The 21686-nt window shown below is 72.1% G+C and carries 15 protein-coding genes and 1 pseudogene; 8 read left to right on the forward strand and 8 right to left on the reverse strand.

Annotation, left to right across the window (positions count from 1 at the left end; translation table 11 throughout):
• Positions 1–70 precede the first annotated feature (70 nt).
• Entirely contained in the window at positions 71–1888 is a 1818-nt protein-coding gene (hutH, locus tag ACYVK5_RS03185) for a histidine ammonia-lyase (protein WP_460701843.1), read from the reverse strand.
• 172 nt (positions 1889–2060) lie between these two features.
• Between hutH and ACYVK5_RS03190 the strand changes: the two genes are divergently transcribed.
• The 3 genes from ACYVK5_RS03190 to ACYVK5_RS03200 all read left to right on the forward strand — a co-directional run bounded on the left by ACYVK5_RS03190 (position 2061) and on the right by ACYVK5_RS03200 (position 8701).
• A complete protein-coding gene (locus ACYVK5_RS03190) occupies positions 2061–2426 on the forward strand; it encodes a hypothetical protein (RefSeq protein WP_460701844.1) in 366 nt (121 codons plus the stop codon).
• Positions 2427–2627: 201 nt separating this feature from the next.
• Positions 2628–3266 (forward strand): GmrSD restriction endonuclease domain-containing protein, encoded by a 639-nt coding sequence (locus ACYVK5_RS03195; protein WP_460701845.1) that lies wholly within the window; start codon positions 2628–2630, stop codon positions 3264–3266.
• Between the two features lie 239 nt (positions 3267–3505).
• Positions 3506–8701 carry a DUF3418 domain-containing protein gene (locus ACYVK5_RS03200; protein WP_460701859.1) on the forward strand — a complete coding sequence of 1732 codons (5196 nt, stop codon included), beginning with the start codon at positions 3506–3508 and terminating at the stop codon, positions 8699–8701.
• A gap of 226 nt (positions 8702–8927) precedes the next feature.
• On the opposite strand, the gene ACYVK5_RS03205 is transcribed toward ACYVK5_RS03200, so the two are convergent.
• The 3 genes from ACYVK5_RS03205 to hutU form a co-directional block, all read right to left on the reverse strand.
• Positions 8928–9116: a PspC domain-containing protein gene (locus tag ACYVK5_RS03205; RefSeq protein ID WP_460701846.1), complete on the reverse strand. Its 189-nt coding sequence runs from the start codon at positions 9114–9116 to the stop codon at positions 8928–8930.
• A gap of 141 nt (positions 9117–9257) precedes the next feature.
• On the reverse strand, positions 9258–10862 hold the full coding sequence (locus ACYVK5_RS03210) for a formimidoylglutamate deiminase (RefSeq protein WP_460701847.1): 1605 nt from the start codon (positions 10860–10862) through the stop codon (positions 9258–9260).
• Between the two features lie 26 nt (positions 10863–10888).
• Complete coding sequence (hutU, locus tag ACYVK5_RS03215) at positions 10889–12535, reverse strand: urocanate hydratase (RefSeq protein ID WP_460701848.1); 1647 nt, start codon at positions 12533–12535, stop codon at positions 10889–10891.
• Positions 12536–13208: 673 nt separating this feature from the next.
• Here hutU and ACYVK5_RS03220 point away from each other — a divergent pair.
• Both ACYVK5_RS03220 and hutI read left to right on the forward strand, forming a co-directional pair.
• Positions 13209–14612 (forward strand): allantoate amidohydrolase, encoded by a 1404-nt coding sequence (locus ACYVK5_RS03220; RefSeq protein WP_460701849.1) that lies wholly within the window; start codon positions 13209–13211, stop codon positions 14610–14612.
• A complete protein-coding gene (hutI, locus tag ACYVK5_RS03225; protein WP_460701850.1) occupies positions 14609–15838 on the forward strand; it encodes an imidazolonepropionase in 1230 nt (409 codons plus the stop codon). The genes ACYVK5_RS03220 and hutI overlap by 4 nt, the downstream gene beginning before the upstream one ends.
• A 10-nt stretch (positions 15839–15848) precedes the next feature.
• On the opposite strand, the gene ACYVK5_RS03230 is transcribed toward hutI, so the two are convergent.
• From ACYVK5_RS03230 to ACYVK5_RS03240, 3 genes are all read right to left on the reverse strand, one after another.
• Positions 15849–16448, reverse strand: coding sequence for a pentapeptide repeat-containing protein (locus tag ACYVK5_RS03230; RefSeq protein WP_460701851.1), 600 nt, complete (start codon positions 16446–16448; stop codon positions 15849–15851).
• Positions 16449–16586: 138 nt separating this feature from the next.
• Positions 16587–17465 carry an LLM class flavin-dependent oxidoreductase gene (locus tag ACYVK5_RS03235; RefSeq protein WP_460701852.1) on the reverse strand — a complete coding sequence of 293 codons (879 nt, stop codon included), beginning with the start codon at positions 17463–17465 and terminating at the stop codon, positions 16587–16589.
• A gap of 232 nt (positions 17466–17697) precedes the next feature.
• Positions 17698–17820: a hypothetical protein gene (locus tag ACYVK5_RS03240; RefSeq protein ID WP_460701853.1), complete on the reverse strand. Its 123-nt coding sequence runs from the start codon at positions 17818–17820 to the stop codon at positions 17698–17700.
• Positions 17821–18033: 213 nt separating this feature from the next.
• Here ACYVK5_RS03240 and ACYVK5_RS03245 point away from each other — a divergent pair, with 213 nt between their 5' ends.
• Positions 18034–19335 carry an MFS transporter gene (locus tag ACYVK5_RS03245; RefSeq protein WP_460701854.1) on the forward strand — a complete coding sequence of 434 codons (1302 nt, stop codon included), beginning with the start codon at positions 18034–18036 and terminating at the stop codon, positions 19333–19335.
• A 320-nt stretch (positions 19336–19655) separates the two neighbouring features.
• On the opposite strand, the gene ACYVK5_RS03250 is transcribed toward ACYVK5_RS03245, so the two are convergent.
• Complete coding sequence (locus ACYVK5_RS03250; RefSeq protein WP_460701855.1) at positions 19656–20414, reverse strand: MerR family transcriptional regulator; 759 nt, start codon at positions 20412–20414, stop codon at positions 19656–19658.
• Between the two features lie 199 nt (positions 20415–20613).
• On the opposite strand from ACYVK5_RS03250, the gene ACYVK5_RS03255 reads away from it, so the two are divergent.
• Complete coding sequence (locus ACYVK5_RS03255; protein WP_460701856.1) at positions 20614–21330, forward strand: hypothetical protein; 717 nt, start codon at positions 20614–20616, stop codon at positions 21328–21330.
• 33 nt (positions 21331–21363) lie between these two features.
• Positions 21364–21627 (forward strand): annotated as a pseudogene (locus ACYVK5_RS03260) (YnfA family protein); the annotation flags it as partial.
• Positions 21628–21686 lie beyond the last annotated feature (59 nt).

The raw sequence follows: 21686 nt of genomic DNA on the forward strand, positions 1-21686 counted from the left end.
CGTGTCATTGTCTGCCGAGGCGATCAAGGGACCGCACGTTCAGGGCAGCAATCGCCGGTCCGGGAGCACGTCAGCGCAACGGCCCGACGGCACCCCCGGCGGCCTCCACGAGGGCTCCCGCCGTGACCAGGCTCGTCACCGCGTCGATCTCGGGCGCCGGGACACGGTCAGCACCGGGGCCGTCCACCGCGCCGCGAACGACGTCGTACACCGCACGCGTACCCGGCGCGATCCGCTCGGGGCCCCAGGACGACGCGGAGACCGGCAGGGGCGACGACGCGGCCCGGCGCTGCTCCTCGCCTACGCCCCGTTCCGCGAGCCGCAGGTCGAGCGCACGGCAGGCCGTCATGATCTCGATCGCGAGGACCCGGCCGAGCCCGTCGACCGCCTTGCGCAGCTTGCGGGCGGCGGCCCAGCCCATGGAGACATGGTCCTCCTGCATGGCCGAGCTCGGGATGGAGTCGACGCTCGCGGGCATCGCCAGCCGCTTCAGCTCGCTGACGATCCCGGCGGCCGTGTACTGGGCGATCATCAGCCCGGAGTCGACGCCCGCCTCGTGCGCGAGGAACGGCGGCAGCCCGTCGTTGCGGTGCTTGTCCAGGTGCCGGTCGGTACGGCGCTCCGAGATGCTCGCGACGTCGGCGACCGCGACCGCGACGAAGTCGAGCGCGTAGCCGACCGGGGCTCCGTGGAAGTTGCCGCAGGACTCCACCCGGCCGTCCGGCGTGACCACCGGGTTGTCGATCGCGGCGGCGAGCTCGCGGTCCGCGACCGCCGCCGCGTGGTCCAGCGTGTCGCGCGCCGCGCCGTGCACCTGCGGGGCGCAGCGCAGGGAGTAGGCGTCCTGGACGCGGGTGCAGACGGGGGATCCGTCCTCGTAGGTGTCGCGGTGGCTGGCCATGATGCCGCTGTCCGCGAGCAGGGCGCGGAGGTTCGCCGCCGATGCCGCCTGTCCCGGGTGGGGCCGGAGCGCGACCAGGTCCTCGGCGAACGGGGCGTCGCTGCCGAGCAGCGCCTCGACGCTGAGCGCGGCCGCGGCGTCGGCGGTGGCCAGCAGGTTGCGGAGGTCGTGCAGGGCGAGGACGAGCATGCCGAGCATCCCGTCGGTGCCGTTGATGAGGGCGAGCCCTTCCTTCTCCGCGAGGGTGACGGGGGTGATACCCGCCTCGGCCAGGGCCTCGGCGGCCGGCCGGAGCGGCCCGGGCTCGGCAGCTCCGGGTACGACGGCGGACGCGGGGAGACCAGGTGTGCCCGGTTCGGCCGCCCCAGGGACGACGGCGGGCGCGGGCGCGCTGTGCCCGGCCTCCGTCGTCGGACCGCCTCCTGCGGGGCGAACGACCCGGACCTCTCCCTCGCCCATGGCGGCGAGGGCGACATGGCTCAGGGGTGCGAGATCGCCGGAGCAGCCGAGGGATCCGAATTCGCGGACGACCGGCGTGATCCCGGCGTTCAGCATGTCGGCGTAGACCTGCGCCGTCCCGGGCCGCACCCCGGTGCGGCCGGTGGCCAGGGTGTTCAGGCGCAGGAGCTGCAGGGCGCGGACCACCTCGGGCTCCACCTCCGGCCCGGTTCCGGCGGCGTGCGAGCGGACCAGGCTGCGCTGCAGGTCGATGCGGCGGTCGGCCGGGATGTGGGTGCGGGCCAGCGCGCCGAACCCGGTGGACACGCCGTAGTGCGGCCGGGGATCGTGCGCGAGGTCGTCGATGATCTGCCGGGTCGCGGCCATGCGAGTGCGGGCGTCGCCGGTGAGGACGACGCGGGCGCCGTGGCGGGCGACGGCGACGACCTGCTCGGCGGTGAGCGGGTCGCCGGTCAGGTCGACGGTGGTGAGGTTCGCCGGCACGGAACCCGGGGTCGCCGGGGTGGCCGATGCGTGTGACGTGATCATGGTGCCAGTGTGCCCCGACACGACGGATGCGATGAGACTCACCGCGTCGGGGACCACTAACCTGGCGCTAGCTATACCTGATACATCACAATATGGCCGACCGATGGGACACAACGGTCCTAGCTACCAACCCAGAGGGCCCTTGAGGTCCCCGTTCGAGGAGCACTTTCGCATGACCTCCCCTGACACCGAGACCAACACCTCCGAGACCACCGAGGGCAAGGCCGACGACGCCGCCGAGAAGCTCGCGAACGCCGTCACCGAGGCGACCCAGAGCGACGTCGCCAAGGCCGACGACGGCGAGGAGGAGGACCCGCAGACGGTCGTCTTCAGCCTGGTGGGCTTCTTCCTGGCCTACATCCCGCTCGTCGGCGTGATCGTGAACGCCGTCGCCGTCGTGAAGGCCGGCAAGGAGGGCTTCGACCTCTTCCTGGCCAAGTGGGGCCTCGTCCTGTCGATCCTGTCGACCGTCGGTGCCCTGCTCCTCGTGGGTCTCGGCTTCTGGCTGGGCCTCGAGGCCGGCCGCTCCGGCATGTGAACCGGATTCAGAGCGCCACGGGTTCCCCCGCTCGTGGCGTTCTGATGCGCGCCGTCCAGCATCCAAAATATCCCTACTATTTCACCCATCTGTCATCGCGTCGACACGCGTCACGGGAAGCATCGGGCCTGGCAAAGCGCCAGTACAGTTCTCGGAAGGGAACCCCCAATAATGCAGGCCCAGCCCGCTACGTCGTCGTCCATGAACCTCCGGGTCGCGCTCGTCGCGGCCCTTACCTCCCTCCTCGTCCTCGCGTCGCTCGCGTTGCCGAACCAGGCTTACGCCTACCCGCCGGACATCCCGTCGAAGTCGCAGGTCCAGGCGGAGCTGAACGCCATCACCGTCGAGGCCGAGGGCCCGCGCACCGGGTACAGCCGGGACAAGTTCCCGCACTGGAGCAACCAGGGCAACAACTGCAACACCCGCGAGGTGGTGCTGAAGCGCGACGGCAGCAACGTCGTCGTCGGCGCCGACTGCTACCCGGACTCCGGTAGCTGGTACAGCCAGTTCGACGGCCAGACCCGCACCGTCCCGTCCCAGATCTCCATCGACCACGTCGTCGCCCTCGCCGAGGCCTGGGACTCCGGGGCGAACTCGTGGTCCACGAGCCGCCGCCAGGCCTTCGCCAACGACCTCGACGGCCCGCAGCTCATCGCCGTCACCACCGAGGTCAACTCGTCCAAGGGCGCCAAGGACATCGCGGAGTGGGTGCCGCCGCTGTCGAGCAAGCGGTGCGCCTTCGCGAAGATGGTGATCCACACCAAGTACCGCTGGGACCTCTCGATGGACCCGGCGGAGAAGTCGGCCGCCCAGACCTACCTCAACTACTGCTCGTACTGACGGGCACCCGCCTCCGACAGTCGGAGTTCCCGGGGCTGCCCGGGGTGGTCGGCGCCGCGAGCCGACCACGGCCACAGCAGGTCGGGGGTTTGGCGTGTGGTCGGTCAAGTGCTTGACCGACCACACGCCAAACCCCCGACCATGCCTCCGTAGCGCGCGGAGTGCGGACGCGCCGCGTAATCAGGTTGCGGGGGCTGAGAGAATGGTGGGTCGTGAGCAGCAAGCCATCCCCCACCAGCATGTCCGACGCCGGATCGGTGCGGTTTGGCGACGAAACTCCTGCTCCCGCCGATGCCGGATCCCGCGGTCATCGAACCGACGGGAACCCGACCGGCGGAAACCGAGCCGGCAGGGAGCGAACCAGCGGGGACCGCGCCGACGAGCCGCGACCCGACGAGCGCCGATCCGATCGGCCGCGCTCCGGACGGGGCGGGCAGCGGGGCGGTCGCCGGCGGGAGGGTGGCCGACGGGGCGGCTCCCGTGAAGCGCGGCCCCAGCGGATCACCCAGGCAGAACTGGACCGGGCGGCCGCGAAGCGCAGGGCCGTCGTCGTGCCGCCCATCACCTACCCCGAGCAACTTCCCGTCTCCGCGCGGCGCGACGACATCTCCCGCGCGATCGCGGAGAACCAGGTCGTGGTGGTCGCCGGCGAGACCGGATCCGGCAAGACCACGCAGATCCCCAAGATCCTGCTCGACCTCGGCCGTGGCCGCACCGGCCAGATCGGGCACACGCAGCCTCGCCGGATCGCTGCCCGCAGCGTCGCCGAGCGGATCGCCGAGGAACTGGGCACGAACCTCGGCGACACCGTGGGCTACCAGGTGCGATTCACGGACAGGTCGACCGACGAGACCCTCGTCAAGGTCATGACCGACGGCATCCTCCTCGCCCAGATCCAGCGCGACCCCGAGTTGCTCGCCTACGACACGATCGTCGTCGACGAGGCCCACGAGCGGTCCCTGAACATCGACTTCCTGCTCGGGTACCTCGCCCGGCTGCTACCGCGGCGTCCGGACCTGAAGCTGATCATCACGTCCGCGACGATCGACTCCGAGCGGTTCGCCCGGCACTTCTCCCCCGCGGCACTGGCGGAGCGCGGTGGGGCACCGGAGATCGTCGTCAACGCGCTGCCCGACCAGGCGCCCGTCGTCGAGGTGACAGGGCGCACCTACCCCGTCGAGGTGCGATACCGCCCGCTCGTCCCGGACGATCAGCGGGCCACGTCAGCCGGGGCCGACGACGGTCGCGGCGTACCACGCACCCAGGGTTCCGGGCCCGCCCAGGGCGACCGGAGACCGCCGTCGGACGCGGGGAACGGGCGTGGCGGTCGGCGATCGAGGTCGAAGGCTGCCGAACGCGGCGAGGAGAAGGATCTCGTCACCGGCATCATCGAGGCCTGCGACGAACTCATGCGTGAGGGGCCCGGCGACATCCTCGTGTTCCTCTCCGGCGAGCGCGAGATCCACGACACCGCCGACGGCCTCGCGGGTCATCTGCGCGACCGGGCCACCGACAACCGCAATCCCCGGTACACGGAGATCCTGCCGCTGTACGCGCGGCTCAGCAGCGCCGAGCAGCACCGGGTGTTCCAGTCGCACTCGCACCGGCGGATCGTGCTGTCGACCAACGTGGCCGAGACGTCGCTGACGGTGCCGGGCATCCGGTACGTCGTCGACCCCGGGACGGCGCGGATCAGCCGCTGGTCCAAGCAGACCAAGGTGCAGCGGCTGCCGATCGAGCCCGTGTCGCAGGCGAGCGCCAACCAGCGCGCCGGGCGCTGCGGCCGCGTCGCGGACGGCATCGCGATCCGGCTCTACTCCGAGGACGACTTCGAGAGCCGGCCCGAGTTCACCGAGCCGGAGATCCTGCGCACGTCCCTGGCGAGCGTGCTGCTGCAGATGGTGTCGGTGGGGGTCGCCGAGTCGCCCGGCGACGTCGCCCGCTTCCCGTTCGTCGAGCCGCCGGACACGCGCGCGGTCCGCGACGGCGTCCAGCTCCTCACGGAACTCGGGGCCCTGGAGACGACGTCAGACGGCGGGCGTGGGCGCGCGGACCGTACGAGGGACGACGCCGGTCGCGAGCGCAAAGACGATTCCACGGACGACGGCAGTCGCTGGCGCACCGGCGAACCCAGGGACGACGCCGGTCGCAAGCGCACCAGCGACTCCACGGACGACGCCGACCGCAGGCGCACCAGCCGATCCAGGGACGACGGAGAACGCGGAGTCGATAGTGAACGCGAGAGGGCAGAGCCCGCTCCGGGCGACGACGAACGCGATCGCGCCGGCGCGCCCCGGACGCGGCTCACCCCTGTGGGCCGCATGCTCGCGCAGCTCCCGATGGACCCGCGGCTGGCCCGCATGGTGGTGGAGGGCGACAAGCTCGGCGTGGCGCGCGAGGTCGCGATCATCGCGTCAGCGCTGTCGATCCAGGACCCGCGCGAGCGGCCCGCCGAGGAGCGGGAGCAGGCCGACCAGCAGCACGCACGGTTCCGCGACCCGTCGTCGGACTTCCTGACGTACCTGAACCTGTGGGAGTACGTGCGCGAGCAGCAGCATGAGCTGTCGGGCTCGGCGTTCCGGCGGCTGTGCAAGGCGGAGTACCTGAACTTCCTGCGGATCCGCGAGTGGCAGGACGTGGTCGCGCAGCTGCGGGAGATGTCGAAACCTCTCGGGATCGTCATGGCGTACCGGGCTTCCGTCGGGGCGGCGCGGGCCGTGCCTGGTGGTGCGGAGGCGGGGACGGGGGCGCAGACTGCCGCTGGCTTGGAGAAGAAGCAGTGGGATGGGGACACGATTCACCGGGCGCTGCTTGCCGGGTTGCTGTCGCATGTCGGGATGCAGGACACGGGTGAGGTGAAGGCGAGCGCCGTTGCGCATCTGCGGGGTGAGGCTCGTGAGCGGGCGCTGCGGCGGGCGACGAAGCAGGCGCGCAACGAGTACGTGGGCGCGCGGGGGGCGCGGTTCGCGATCTTCCCCGGTTCGCCGCTGAGCAAGAAGCCGCCGGCATGGATCATGGCGGGCGAGCTCGTGGAGACGTCGCGGCTGTGGGCGCGCGACGTCGCGCGGATCCAGCCCGAGTGGGCCGAGGAACTGGCGGGGCCGCTCGCGCGTCGCACCTACTCCGAGCCGCACTGGTCCACGAAGCGTGGTGCGGCGATGTGCACGGAGAAGGTCCTGCTGTACGGCGTGCCGATCGTCGCGGACCGCAAGGTGCTGTACTCGCGCGTCGATCCCGAGGCGGCGCGGGAGATGTTCCTGCGGCACGCGCTCGTCGAGGGCGACTGGACCACGCACCACAAGTTCTTCGCGGAGAACAGGCGGCTCCTCGACGAGGCGAGCGAGCTGGAGGCCCGGACGCGCCGGCGAGGGATCGTCGCGTCCGAGGACGATCTCTTCGCCTTCTACGACGAGCGCGTACCCGATCACGTGGTGTCGGCGGCGCACTTCGACAAGTGGTGGAACCCGACCCGGCGCGAGCAGCCCGACCTGCTGACCTTCACGATGGACCTGCTGGTCGGGGATGCGTCCGTGGACACGGACGCGTTCCCGGAGGTCTGGCCCCAGGGCGACCTGTCGCTGCCGCTCACCTACCAGTTCGCGCCCGGCTCCGGGGCCGACGGCGTCACCGTGCACATCCCGGTGTCGGTGCTGCCGCGGGTCGTGCCCGACGGGTTCGACTGGATGGTGCCCGGGCTGCTGGAGGACCTCTGCGTCGCCACGATCAAGTCGCTGCCCAAGGCCGTGCGCCGTGACCTCGTCCCCGCGCCCGACTGTGCCCGCGAGATCTCGGCATGGCTGCGCGCGGAATGCCCGGCCTGGGAGGACATGGCCCGCGCCGGCGGCATGGCCGAGCCGTTCACCGCCGCCTTCTCGCTGGCGGTGCGAGCCGTCCGCGGGATCGTCATCCCGGACGACGTCTGGACGTCGGAGCGGGTCGAGCGACTGCCGGATCATCTGCGCATGACGTTCCGGGTGTTCGAGGCGCGTGGTTCCGGGGGCGACGGCGGCCGGGGTGACGGTCAGCGCGGGAAGCCGAGTCGCGGACAAGGCTCGGGCACCGGCAAGGATCCGAGCGGCAGGCGCGGCTCGGACCCTGGGGCGAGTGCGCGCGGCCGCGAGTCGGCGGCAGATGGGCGGGAGAGCGCGAACGCCGTCGTCCTCGACGAGTCGAAGGACCTGCTTCTGCTCCAGCGCAAGCTCGCGAAGCGGGCCGAGTCCGCGGTCCGCGCGGCGGTTCGCGGTGCGGTCGGCCATGCGCTGGCGGAGGCTCAGGCGAATACTCCGGGAGTGGGTGGCGGATCAGAGCCGTTGTCCCGGTCCGGGGGCTCCGGGGGGACAGTACTCCCCCGGCAGGGAGGTCCTGGCGGGACAGGTGCCCCCTCCAAGGTGGACCGATCAGCCTCGCGGCAGGACGCGGCCGGGACGCAAGACTCCGCGGGAGGAACATCTTCCCGGTCCGCCGGTGTGGTCGCCGAGCGAGAGAATCTCACCGGATGGCCCGAAGGGCTGACCGGTGGGGTGCTGCCGGAGGTCGTCGCGACCGACGTCGGCGGGGGCGTCGTCGTGCACGGGTACCCGGCGCTCGTCGAGGAACGCGGGCCGAAGACGAAGGGCAAGTCACGGGCCACTGCCGTCGCGCTGCGGATCCTGGCCGACGAGTCCGCGCGGGACGAGACGCATGCCGCCGGGGTGCGGCGCCTGCTGCTGCAGGAGACGGCTCTGCCGACGGCGCGGATCACGTCACGCTGGTCGGGAACGCAGTCGCTCACCATGGCGTCCAGCCCCTATGGGGACACGGACTCGCTGGTCACGGATCTGCAGCTGGCCGCCGTCGTCGGCCTGACCGTTCCGGATGCCGAGCGGCGGTACGACACCCCGCCCGGCGGGCCGGATGCAGCAACGATCCGGAGCGAGGCCGGCTTCGCGGCGGCCCGCGACCACGTGCGACAGCACCTGGAGGACGAGGTGTACCGCGTGGTCGGGCATGTGGTGGCGGCGCTGTCCGCGTACCGGTCGCTGGAGGGGGAGATCCGGGGGCAGTCCAGCCTCGCCCTGCTGCAGGTGCTCCAGGACCTGCGCGAGCACGCGGCCGGACTGATCCACGACGGGTTCGTGTCGCGGACGCCGCCGCGCAGGCTGCCGCACCTCGTGCGCTATCTGCGCGCGGCGTCCCACCGGCTGGCGAAGGCGAGCGAGAACCCGGCCCGGGACGCGGACCTCGCCTGGCGGGTCGGCGACGTGACGCAGGCGTGGGAGAAGGCTCGTGCTGCTCATGCCAACGGGACTCCCGACGCGGCGCGGGGCGCGGAGCTGGCGGAGGTCCGCTGGATGCTCGAGGAGTTCCGGGTGAGCCTGTTCGCCCAGCAACTCGGCACGGACGGCCCGATCAGCGAGAAGCGGATCAGGAAGGTTCTGGCCCCGGCGGGGTGGTGAGGCCCGCGCGGGACGGCGGGCCGGCGGGGCCGGTGGGCCGGCTCAGCCCGGCGGGGCCGGTGGGCCGCTGGACTGCCGTGGCCCGGCGAGGCGCCCCGGCTCGGCAGGCTGGTCGGGGTTTTGGCGGGTGGTCGGGGGTTCGGCGCATGGTCGGCCAATCACTTGACCGACCACACGCAAAACGACCGACTACTCGCCAAGCCCTCGACCATACGGCGGGCACCGATCAGTCGTCGTTGGGCATGAGGATCCAGAAGATGATGTAGGCCAGCACCTGCGGGCCGGGGAGCAGGATCGAGGCGACGGTCAGCACGCGCACCAGGGTGACGTTCCACCCGAAGCGCCTCGCGACGCCCGCGCACACTCCGGCGATCATGCGGCCCTGGCGAGGCCGGGAAAGTGTCTGCGTGGTCATGCCCTCACGCTATGGCGCGCCGAGGCCTGACGGTATCGGGTGCTCCCCCGGTTCTTTCCCTGATCCGGGCCCCGGCTCTCGGGGTCGCGGTGAGTCACCCGGGTCCACCTGGAGGTCCGGCGCACGGTATGACGGTGCAGGTCAGGGTTGGTACAGGAGCGCGCGGATCTGATGGTGGAGGTCGGCGGCCGGGTCGGGGACGGAATCGTGGACGCGGTCCTGGACGATGTGGCGGCCGGCGATGATCGTGTCCGTCACGTCGGCGGACGTGGCGGCGAAGGTGGCGTGGTCGAGGAGGGTGTCGCGGGTCCAGCCGGCGAGGCGGATCGAGTCGAGGGACACGGTCGTGAAGTCCGCCAGGTCCCCGACGGCGATCCCGCCCCCGCGCGCGCCCGGCGCATCGGCCGCACCGCTCCCCCCGCCCGGGAGGAGCGGACTGCCTGCCCCCTCGGCGGGACGGGCCCGGCCGTCGGCCCGATGGTTCCGCCGCGGATCCGCGGCGTGATCCGTCCAGCCGAGCGAGGCGTAGCCTCCCGCGGTGGCAGCGTGGAGCAGGGTTGCCGCGCCGAGGTGGCCTCGGCCGAGAGTGCGGCTGCGTTCGTCCAGCTCCAGGCCACGCGTCTCCTCGAAGGGATCGACGATCGCATTGCTGTCCGAGCCGACGCACAGCCCGATCCCCGCGCCGACCATCCGGCCGAGGTCGGGGGCGCCGTCGGCCAGGTCTCGTTCCGTGGTGCGGGTGACGCAGGCCCGGGTTCCGGACGAGGCGAGCTGGGCGATGTCGGCGCCGGTCAGGTGTGTCGCGTGGACCGCGGTGGTGCGCGCGGTCAGCGCGCCGTGCTCGGCGAGCAGGGCGGTAGGGGTCCGGCCGTGGGCGGCGAGGCAGTCCTCGTTCTCCCGGGGCTGCTCGGAGAGATGGACGTGCAGCGGCGCATCGTGGGCGGCCGCCCACTCCGCGACCATCCCCATGTCCGACGGAGGCACCGCGCGCACCGAGTGGATCGCCGCCCCGATCCGGACCAGGCCGCCGGACCGACCGTCATCCGCCGCGGGAGCGGTCCCTGGCGCCTGGCCCGGCATCCGTCGGCGGGGTGGGTCGCCTGTCGCGGCGGACGTCATCTCGGCGAGGTGAGAGCGGGCGATGGAATCGACGCGATCCGCCCAGGCTTCCGCGTCAGCATCGCCGAAACGGCGCTGGACACCCTCCAGCGCCTCGCCGGCCACGCCCGCGGTGAGGTAGCAGGTGTCGAGCAGAGTGAGGCGGATCCCGGCGTCGGCGGCGGCGGCGACGAGCGCCTCGCCCATCGCGTTGGGGTCGGTGTAGCGCCGCCCGCCGGGCGCGTGGTGCAGGTAGTGGAACTCGCCGACGACGCCGTATCCCGCCAGCACCATCTCGGCGTACAGCGCCCGGGCGAGCCGATAGTACGAGTCCGGGTCGAGCCGATCGGCGGCCCGGTACATCTGTTCGCGCCAGGTCCAGAAGGATCCGGCGCCGCCGTGACCAGGCCTGCCACGACCGTCGTCGTCCACCGTGTGCGTCCTGCCGCGGAGTGCGCGGTGGAAGGCGTGCGAGTGGGCGTTGGCGAACGCGGGCAGGGTGAGGCCGCGCAGCCGTATGGCCTGACCGGGCGGTTCGACGACGCCGGCGGTCACCTCGGTGACACGCCCGCGCTCGGTGCGGATCACCACGTTGCCGGCGGCCTGATCGCCCCCGACCCAGGCCCATTCACAGAACCAGGTACTCATCCGTCACTCCCTGCCGAGAACGACGGTCATCGCGGGATCCGGACACCGCGGTCCGCCGCGACCTCGGTGGCGCGGTCGTAGCCCGCGTCGACGTGACGGAGGACGCCCATGGCCGGGTCGTTGGTGAGGACGCGCTCCAGCTTCTGGGCCGCGAGCGGCGTGCCGTCAGCCACCGAGACCTGGCCGGCGTGGATGGACCGGCCCATGCCGACGCCCCCGCCGTGGTGCAGCGACACCCAGGTGGCGCCGGACGATGCCGCCGTCAGCGCGTTCAGCAACGGCCAGTCGGCGATGGCGTCGGAGCCGTCGGCCATGGCCTCGGTCTCGCGGTACGGCGAGGCGACCGACCCGGCGTCGAGGTGGTCGCGCCCGATCGCGAGCGGGGCGCTGACCTCGCCGGACGCGACGAGCTCGTTGAACGCGAGGCCGGCCTTGTCGCGCTCGCCGTAGCCGAGCCAGCAGATCCGGGCGGGCAGGCCCTGGAACGCGATCGTCTCCTGGGCGCCGCGGATCCAGCGGTGGAGGCGGTCGTGGTCGGGGAAGAGGTCGAGGATGGCGCGGTCGGTCGCGGCGATGTCCTTCGGGTCGCCGGACAGTGCGGCCCAGCGGAACGGGCCCTTGCCCTCGCAGAACAGCGGCCTGATGTAGGCGGGGACGAAGCCGGGGAAGTCGAAGGCGCGGGAGTAGCCGCCCTGGCGGGCCTCGTCGCGGATGGAGTTGCCGTAGTCGAACACCTCGGCCCCACCGTCCTGGAAGCCGACCATGGCCTCGACGTGCCGGGCCATGGACTCGCGGGCCCGGTCGGTGAAGCCGGCAGCGTCCTTCTCGGCCTCCGCGGCCCAGTCCTCCAGGGCCACGCCGAGCGGCAGGTAGGACAGCGGGTCGTGCGCCGAGGTCTGGTCGGTGACGATGTCGATGTCCACGCCCTTGGCCAGCAGGTCCGGGAACACCTCGGCGGCGTTCCCGACCACGCCCACCGACCAGGCGCGTCCCTCGGCCTTGGCCGCGAGCGCCCGGGCGACGCCGTCGTCCACGGAGTCGGCGACCTCGTCGAGGTAGCGGTGCTCGACGCGCCGTGCGAGCCGGCCGGGGTCGACGTCGACGATCAGGCACACTCCCCCGTTGAGCGTGACGGCGAGCGGCTGTGCGCCGCCCATGCCGCCGCAGCCGGCGGTGAGGGTGAGGGTTCCGGCGAGGCTGCCGCCGAACTTCTTCTCGGCGACGGCGGCGAAGGTCTCGTAGGTACCCTGGACGATCCCCTGGGTGCCGATGTAGATCCAGGATCCGGCGGTCATCTGCCCGTACATCGTGAGGCCGAGCTGTTCGAGGCGGCGGAACTCGGGCCACGTCGCCCAGTCCCCCACGAGGTTCGAGTTCGCGATGAGTACTCGTGGCGCCCACTCGTGCGTGGTCAGCACGCCGACCGGTTTGCCGGACTGGACCAGGAGGGTCTCGTCCTCGCGCAGGTCGGTGAGGGTGCGGACGATGGCGTCGTAGGCGGGCCAGGAGCGGGCGGCACGGCCGGTGCCGCCGTAGACCACGAGGTCGTCGGGCCGTTCCGCGACCTCGGGGTCGAGGTTGTTCATGAGCATCCGCAGGGGGGCTTCGGTCTGCCAGCTGCGGGCGGTGAGTTCGGTGCCGCGGGTTGCGCGGACTGTGCGTGCTCCGTCCATGGAGGCGAGGTTACGCGGACTGTCCGACGTCGGTCGCGGCGAGGTCGGTCAGCACGGGCCGGCCGGTGGCGTGGCGGGCTCCTCGTCGGGTCGCGCGGAGGAGCCATCGCGCCTCTTCTCCCCGAGTCAGCAGCCGTGTCCATGGGTAGCTCTGCCCATTTCTTCGGGTCGCGGGCTCTGGTGGAATACGGGTGTCGATGACGGGGCGTGCACCGTCGAGCGGGACGAGTTCGCCTCGGACCTGGACACGTGCGCCACCACGATGGACGACAGAGCTTTCGATGCAGGAGGAGGCCTCGAACACGTGCTGATCCTCAGTACCGGCTTTCGAGGCAGCTCCTCCCTGACCGGTCGGGTCGAGACCCCCGCCTCCCCGATCAGGACCCGGGGGGCACGGCACCACGTCGGGTGCCGTGCCTCTCGGCGCACCCCAAGACGCCGCGTCGGTGGGTGACGCGACCCCACCGGCGCGGCCCCCATGGCCGCCCGCCGCCCGCCCGGCACGGACCGCACGAAAAGTCGGGGGAGGACGGGGTGACGGACCGCGGGGAGGCGCGGGGCGAGCGGGGAAGCGCAGGCTGGGCCGGGAGCCGCGGGCCAGCCGGTGAGCCGGAGGCCAACCGGCGAGCCGCGGGCCAGTCGGGTGGAGCCAAGCGGATGTTCCAATGGGGCGGTGAGTTTCGAGCAGATGTGGCGTGACCTGAAGCCCCTCGGGCGGTCGGCCCGGACCGGCGGATACTTCCGGCAGCCGTTCCTGACCGCGGAACGCGAGGCGGCGGCATGGTTCGAGGAGGCGGCGCGAGCCCGCGGACTCAGCGTGGAGTCCGACCGGTTCGGCAACACCATCGCCTGGTGGGACCCCGTGGACGACGGCGGCGGGCGGGATGGCGCCGTCCTCACCGGGTCGCACCTGGACTCCGTGCTGGACGGAGGTGCGTTCGACGGGCCGCTCGGCGTCGTCTCGTCCCTCGCCGCGATCGACGTGCTGCGCGAGCGCGGCGTCGAGCCCCGCGTCCCGCTGGGCATCGGCGTGTTCGTCGAGGAGGAGGGGTCGCGGTTCGGCCTTGCCTGCCTGGGCTCACGCCTGGCGACCGGGCAGATCGGCTGGGCCGACGCCCGCGAACTGCGCGACCGCGACGGGATCGCGCTCGGCGACGTGATCGCCGGGGACGACGACGCGATCGGCACCGGTGACGCCGATGCGACCGGCCTGCTCGACGGCGTCTCCTGCTTCGTCGAACTGCACTGCGAGCAGGGGCGCGACCTGGCGCTGCGCGACGACGCGCCGGTCGGCCTCGCGAGCGCCATCTGGCCGCACGGCCGCTACCGGTTCGATTTCTGCGGCCACGCCGACCATGCCGGCGCCACCCGCATGGCCGACCGCCGCGACCCGATGCTGACGTACGCGGCCACCTCGCTCGCGGCCGACACCGCGGCCCGTGCGCGGGACGGCGTCGGCGACGCGATCCGTCGCGCGACGTTCGGCCGCCTCGACGTGCGGCCGGGCGGCACCAACGCGATCCCTTCGCGGGTGAGCGCCTGGCTGGACGCGCGGGCATCGTCCGACGGGGAGCTGGCGGAGCTACTGCGAGAGGTGGAGCGTGCCGCCCGCGAGCGGGCCGTGGCCGACGGGACGACCCTCGAGGTGACCGCAGAGTCGGTCTCGGGAGAGGTGGTCTTCGACCCGGGCCTCACGAGCAGGCTGGCCGAGGCGCTCGGGGCGTCGTCGGACCAGGGAGCTCCGGCAGGCCGGGACGGGAAGGAGCGGAGCGGGACCAGCCCCGACCAGACGGAGCGAGGCCCGGCGAACCATCGGCATCCGCTGCGGGCGCCGGCCTCCGGCGCCGGCGTTCCCGTCATCCCGACCGGCGCCGGGCACGACGCCGGGCTCCTCCAGCAAGCCGGCATCCCGACCGCGATGCTGTTCGTGCGGAACGAGACCGGCGTCTCCCACTCACCGGAGGAATCGATCACCACGGCCGACGCGCTCGCCGGAGTGGACGCCTTGGCGGACGCGCTCTCGGACCTGATCACGAGGCCGTCGGTGACCGCTTCCAGCGGGGAGAACACGCGATGAGCCTGCTACTGACGAATATCGGCGAGCTGGTCACGAATGATCCGGTCTGGGGCGCTCCGGCCGTGGAGGCTCGGCCGGACGGCAGCGCAGTCCTCACCGGGGATGCTGCCCCGTCAAGGAGGGCCGGCGACGATCTCGGGATCGTGCACGATGCCGCCGTCGTCATCGATGAGGGATCCGTCGTGTGGACCGGGCCCGCGGCCGGTGCGCCCGCTGCCGACGAGGCTCGTGATCTCGGCGGGCGCACGGTGATCCCGGGGTTCGTCGACTCGCACGCCCACCTGGTGTTCGCCGGCGACCGGTCCGCCGAGTTCGAGGCTCGGATGACCGGACGGCCCTACACCGCGGGCGGCATCCGGACCACGGTGGCAGCCACGCGCGCGGCGTCGGACGACGAGCTGCGCGCCAACGCCCGGCGGCTCGTCGCCGAGATGCGGCGGCAGGGCACCACCACCGTCGAGATCAAGTCGGGCTACGGGCTCGACGTCGGCCAGGAGGCACGGGCGCTGCGGATCGCGCGGGAGCTCACGCCCGAGACGACGTTCCTGGGCGCGCACGTGGTCCCGCCGGACACCGACCCTGCCGGGTACGTCGACCTGGTGGTCGGCGACATGCTCGACGCCTGCGCGCCGTTCGCGCGCTGGATCGACGTGTTCTGCGAGCGCGGTGCCTTCGACGCCGACGCCGCGCGGACGATCCTGCGCGCCGGGACGGCCGCGGGACTCGCCCCGCGCATCCACGCGAACCAGCTCGGCCACGGCCCGGGGATCGAGGTGGCGTGCGAGACCGGGGCGGCATCGGCGGACCACTGCACGTTCGCGTCGGACGACGACCTGCGGAACCTCGCGGACTCCGGCGTCGTCGCGACGTTGCTCCCGTCGATCGAGTTCTCGACGCGGCAGCCGTACCCCGACGCCCGCCGGTTCCTGGACGCGGGCGTCACCGTCGCCATCGCCACTGACTGCAACCCCGGGTCGGGGTTCTCCTCGTCGATGCCGTTCGCCCTGGCCCTGGCGGTGCGGGAGATGCGGATGTCGCCGGCGGAGGCCCTGCGTGCGGCGACGGCCGGTGGGGCGAGCGCGCTGCGGCGGAACGACGTCGGGTGGCTGGGGGTCGGGTCCCGCGCGGATCTGGCGGTGCTGGACGCGCCGTCGTACCTGCACCTGGCCTACCGGCCGGGAGTGCCGCTGGTGAGGGAGACGATGCTCGGCGGTCGGTGGAGCTGAGCGCCGACGGTCACGCCGGCCGGACGACCAGCCCCAGCGCCTCGACCAGCACTGTCGCCTGGTCCGGGGTGATGATCGCGCCGTCGAGCGTGGCGGTGCGCGGATCCAGGGCCGACAGATCGCTGCCCAGCAGCGTCGCGCCGGACAGGTTCACGAGCTCGAGGTCCGCGCCGGACAGGTCACAACCGGTCAGCACGGCTCCACGCCCCTTGAGCTCGCGCAGGTTCGCCTCGCGGAACCGGACGCCGTCGAACCGTGCCGAACCGATGTCGGCACGCGTGAGATCGACGAACGACCAGTTCCCGCGCTCGGCCTTGACCAGGTCCAGCTTGGAGTTGCTGAACACGGAACCCACCATCTTGCAGCGCTCGAACGTGACGTCGAAGAAGTTGCACCGGTCGAAGATGCACGCGGTGAACGCGCACTCGGTGAACGACGCGGCGTTGAACTTCACGCCCCGGAACGTGCACTCCTCGAACGTCGCACCGACGCCGGTCGCCTCGGTCAGGTCGACGTCGACCCACGTGGTGTCCTGCCAGGCGGTTCCCGACAGATCCCGTGCGTACCAGTCCTCGTCGGCGATTCGATCGCCCGCTTCCGATTCGCTCATGCCGGCCAACGTAGTCCGGCTGTCGGACATCACCCGGCGGTACCACACGGCTCTTCGCGCGCCAGGAGGTGGTCCGCGCGCCATCGGTCGCTTCCGAGAAAGCCGACCGGGCGGACGGAACCGGTGGTGCGCCGCCGCTCACGCCAGCAGCGGGCGGACCTCCCGGCCCAGGAATCCGACCAGTGCCTCCGGGTCCGGCTCCGACTCCAGGGGCTGGACGTTGATCGTGTCCGCGCCCAGGTCGGCGAAGGTGCGCAGGCCGTCCGCGATCTCCTCGGCGGAGTCGCCCCAGACGCAGTACTCCTCCGGCTCGTCGGGCAGGTCCCAGCTGGGCAGCCAGGCCCGGACGCGCTCCGCGGCGCCCGGGCCGGTGGCCGTCGGCACGGAGATGATCACCTTGAAGGGGTCGGTGCGCCCGGCGTCGTCGTACGCCTTACGGACCGTGTCGACGGCGGTCCGCAGCTTGGTCAGCCCGTTGCCGCCGTCGAGCGCGATGCCGTCGGCCACCTCACCGACCAGCCGCAGCGTCTTGGGCCCGGTGGCGGCGCTGATCACCGGCGGGGCGGTGGTCAGCGGCCAGTCGAGGGCGACGTCGTCCAGCGTCACGTAGCGGCCCGAGACGGTGACGCGTTCCCCGGCGAGCAGGCTGCGCAGCGCGGTCGCGTACTCGCGCAGCAGCGTGAGCGGGGAGGCGGCGCGCACACCCACCTGCCCCATCCAGCTCTGCACCCCGTGCCCGATGCCGGGCTCCAGCCGCCCGGGGAACATCCCCTCCAGCGTGGCGATCTCCATCGCGGTCAGCGCGACGTTCCGGAGCGGGACCGGCAACACACCGAGCTGCACCCGGAGGGCGGTGGTGCTCGCGAGGATCGCCCCCGCGGCGGCGATGCCCGTCTGCTTGAAGCAGTCCTCCCAGAGACAGATCTCCGCGAGGCCCGCATCGTCGGCGGCGCGAGCGATCGGCAGGTACTGCTGTGGCGAGAAGGTCGGGAGGAGGGCGCAGCCGAGTGTCGTCATGCTGCGAGCGTACTCAGAGGGATCTCCGGAGGTCAGGTCCTTATCCGGCGCCTGGCAGCTCGGCGCTGTGCGTGAGGTGTTGGGCGAGGCCGGGATTCTCGTGCGCTGAGGAAGTGTGCAGGGTTGTCAACGCTGTCAGTCGTGCGAAGGACCTTGAGCGCGAGCTCACGAGTCCTTCGACGGGCCGGGACGGGGCGGTACTTCAACGGGCCGCCCCGCCTGGACCTTGGCGTCAGTCCTTGCGGACCCGCTTCGACACAACCGTGATCAGGGCAGTCACGCCGACCGCCAAGCCGACGATGACGATCGCGATCACGCCGACTGCGATCAGACCCATGCTGTCGAGCGCAAACATGTGCAAGCCTCCTTTGGCTGGAACGCCGGAATATTAGCACCTGGGCGACAGACCTCACGAGGCGCCTCAAGCCTGTTACCGCGCGGTAAGTCGCGGAATGTTCACCGTCGGAGCACCGGCGCAGGCTCGGGCGGACCTGCGTTCCGGGTGCGCGTCGCGCGGGATCCGCGCACCCGCCCGCGGCCGCCGTCGGCCAGCGTCTAGGCTCGGGGCATGTCCGTCTTCCGCGAGCTGCGCGCGCTGCTCGCCCGCTCCGGGTTCCGGAAGCTGTTCGCGGTGCGGCTGGTCTCGCAGGCCGGCGACGGCATGTTCCAGGTCGGCCTCGCGAACCTGCTGTTCTTCTCGCCGGAGTCGCAGGGCAGCGCGCCCGCGATCGCCGGTGCGTTCGCGGTGATGCTGGCGCCGTTCACGATCGTCGGCCCGTTCGCCGGGGTCCTCCTCGACCGCTGGCAGCGACGGCAGGTGCTCGTGGTCGGCAACGCCGTACGCGTGGTGATCACGGCAGCCATGGCCGTCCTCATGGTGGCCGACGGCGTTTCCGTGTGGATCTATGTCCTCGGGCTCGCGGCGCTGAGTGTGAACAGGTTCCTGCTCGCGGGGCTGTCGGCCGGACTGCCACTCGTCGTCGAGGACAAGAAACTGCTGCTCACCGCCAACGCCCTGACGCCGACGCTCGGCGCGGGCGCCGCCTTCCTCGGCGGGCTGGGGGCGTTTGTCCTCGCGCAGCTGGCGCCGCCGGGCCGGGTGCAGGACGCGACCGCCCTCACTTGTGCGGCACTCGTGATGGGATGCGCCTCGCTGCTCGGGCTGCGGCTGCGGCGGGAAGAGCTGGGGCCGGTGGTGCCGGTGTCGGGCCGGGTGGGGCGCGAGATCGTCCTGGTCGCGCGCGGACTGGCCGACGGGGCGCGTTATCTTGCCGGGCGGCGCACGCCCGGGCAGGCGCTGCTTGCCATGGCGACACACCGTCTCTGCTACGGGGTGGTGTTCATCGCGTCGATCCTGATGGCGCGGAACCTGTTGTCGGACCCTGCGGACTCGACGTCGGGGTTGGCGGTGTTCGCGCAGGTCGTGGGAGCGACCGGGGTGGGCGGCGGCGTCGCGATCATCGCGACGGCGTGGATCGGGCGGCGGATGGCGCCGCAGAGCTGGATCGCGACCATGCTGGTGGTCGCCTCGGCGTCGCAGCTACTGCTCGTACCCGTCGAGCCCGGGCTGATCCTGATGCTGACGGCAGCCGCGCTGCTGGGAATGGCCGCCCAGGGGGCGAAGATCGCGGTCGACACGATCGTGCAGCGGGACTCCGGCGACGAGTACCGCGGCCGGGCCTTCGCCTTCTTCGACGTGCTGTACAACGCGGCGTTCGTCGGCGCCGCGGCGCTGGCCGCTGCGGTGGTGCCGGACATGGGCTGGTCGCCGGGGCTGTTCGCGGTGCTCGCGGGGGTGTATCTGGCGGCGGGGGTGCTGGTGGGGATGCGGGGGGCTCGCGAGCCACGGGAGGTCGGGGCGGGGGTGTGAAGGGGGCGGCGCGCGGACCGGCCTCGTTCGGCGCCGCGCCGACGCCCAGGCCGCGGTCACGATCCCGAATCGCAACCCGACGCCACATCCGGGCGTCGAACCGTCGCTCAGGTGGTGGCCACGGTCGCCGAACCGCAGCCAGGCACCAAGACCGGGCGTCGAGCCGCAGCTTGAATCGTGCCAATCGGTCGATGGCACGATTCAAGCTGCGGCTCGGCAACTGCGACCGGACGGCGGCTGCGGTTCGGCGTGGGTGCGCGGTCGGCGGGAGCGGATCGCCACCTGACTGCGGTTCGGCGCCAGCTCGTCCGTCGTCGGACCTACAGGTTGCGGTCCGCGTACACCGTCAGCGCGTCGCGGACGAAGGTCGCGCCCTCGCCGCCGCCGTAGTTCGCCGCGAAGCGCTCGTCCGCGACGTACAGCTCCGCGAGGCCCACCAGGTACTCCTTGGTCGGCGCCTCCGCGCCGTGGCCCGGGGTGCCGGGGATTCCCGCGAGCCAGTCGGCGTGCTTGGCGGCGATCGCCTGCGCCTCGTCGCCCGCGGGGTCGAGGCCCGCTGACGCGCCGTCGACCCATTCCTGGGTGAGCGCCGTCAGACGCGCCTTCCACTCCTTCTGCCCCTCGGGCCCGAGGCCGCGCCACCAGGCGTCGCCCTGCGCGTACGCCTCCGTGCCCCAGCGGCGCTCGACCTCCTCCTTGTGCTGGGTGTGGTCGAACCCGTCGAACATGTCCTCGGCCATGATGCTGTCTCCTTTCTCTATCGCGTCGATGGTCCGGTCCAGACTGGCGAGCCGGCGCTCGACCAGCTCCCGCTCCGCCCGCAGCTGGTCGCGATGTGCGGCCAGGGCGCGGGCTGCGTCGGGCTCGGAGCGGAGGGCGTCGCCGATGTCGGCGAGCCCCATACCCAGGTCGCGAAGCAGCAGGATGCGCTGCAGCCGGACCAGGGCGTCCTGGTCGTACCGCCTGGCGCCGCCGGGCGCGCGGCCCGCGGGCTCCAGCAGCCCGACCTGCTCGTAGTGCCGCAGAGTGCGACTCGTGGTGCCCGCGATCCGGGCGATCTCCTGGATGGACCAGCTCATGGATGCGACTGTAGAGGTTGACGTCGCGTCAAGTTCAAGCCGCGACTTTCGGTGGTGGACGACGGCGCCCGAAGCGGCAGGTCAGGCATGAGACTGCTTTCACTTCAAGCGGGTGAAGTGAAAGCAGCCTCGTTCCCTGTAAGGAACCTCATGCCCCGCGCCTGGGGCGGCACCGGGGTCGGCGGTCTAACCTCGGGAGGTGAACCTCCTCCTCGAGATCGGCGGCTGGGCGGGAACCGTACTCGTCGTCTGGTCGCTCATGCAGGCCCGCGTGCTGCGTTTCCGCTGGCTGAACCTCACCGGGTCGGCGCTGGCGACGTTGTACAACGGGATCGTCGGGATCTGGCCGTTCTTCGCGATGAACGGCGTGATCGTCCTCATCAACATCTACTGGCTGATCCGCCTGAACCGTGAACGCCACGACGCCGCGGCGTACGCCGTCGTCGAGGTCGCGCCCGACGACGCGTACCTTCTCCACGTGCTGCGGGTCCATGCCGACGACATCGCCGGGCACGCGCCGCAGTTCCGCGCCGAGCCGGCCGCCGACGAGCGGCGCCATGCCTTCCTCGTGCAACGCGGCGACGAGACCGTCGGAGTGGTCGAGGTGCTCGACCTCGGAGGCGGCGTCGGGGCGGTCCTGCTGGACTGGGTGAGCTTGCGGTTCCGCGACTTCACGCCAGGCGAGTTCGTGTGGAAGGAGTCCGGGGCGCTGGCTCGGACGGGGTTGCGGGAGGTTTTGCGGCCCGTGCTGGGGGCGCGGGCCGGCGGCGCCGGGGACGACGACGACGGTCCGGGTGGCGGCTCGGCTGCTCTGGCCCTGGTGGGCCAGGAAGTCGGGCGCGGCGAGACGGCCTATCTGGAACGGGTCGGCTTCACGTCCGACGGGGCTACGTGGTCACGGCGGATCGGCGACTGACTGCGCCAACGGCCGTCGTCGTACCGTGAATCCGTGGACTCGACACTCATCCCCCGCTCCGTCATCTTGTTCGTCGTCGCCGCGCTGTTCGAGATCGGCGGCGCCTGGCTCGTTTGGCAAGGGCTGCGCGAGCAGCGGGGATGGGTGTGGGTGGGGTTCGGGGTGATCGCGCTCGGGCTGTACGGCGTGATGGCGACGCTGCAGCCGGACGCGAACTTCGGGCGCATCCTGGCCGCGTATGGCGGGGTGTTCGTTGCCGGGTCGATCGTCTGGGGGATGGTGGCGGACGGGTACCGTGTGCCTCCCCTCGTAACGTAGAGACGTCCGCCAATTTGGGAGGTGGGCGGTATGTCCAA

This window comes from Myceligenerans halotolerans, from assembly GCF_054782975.1.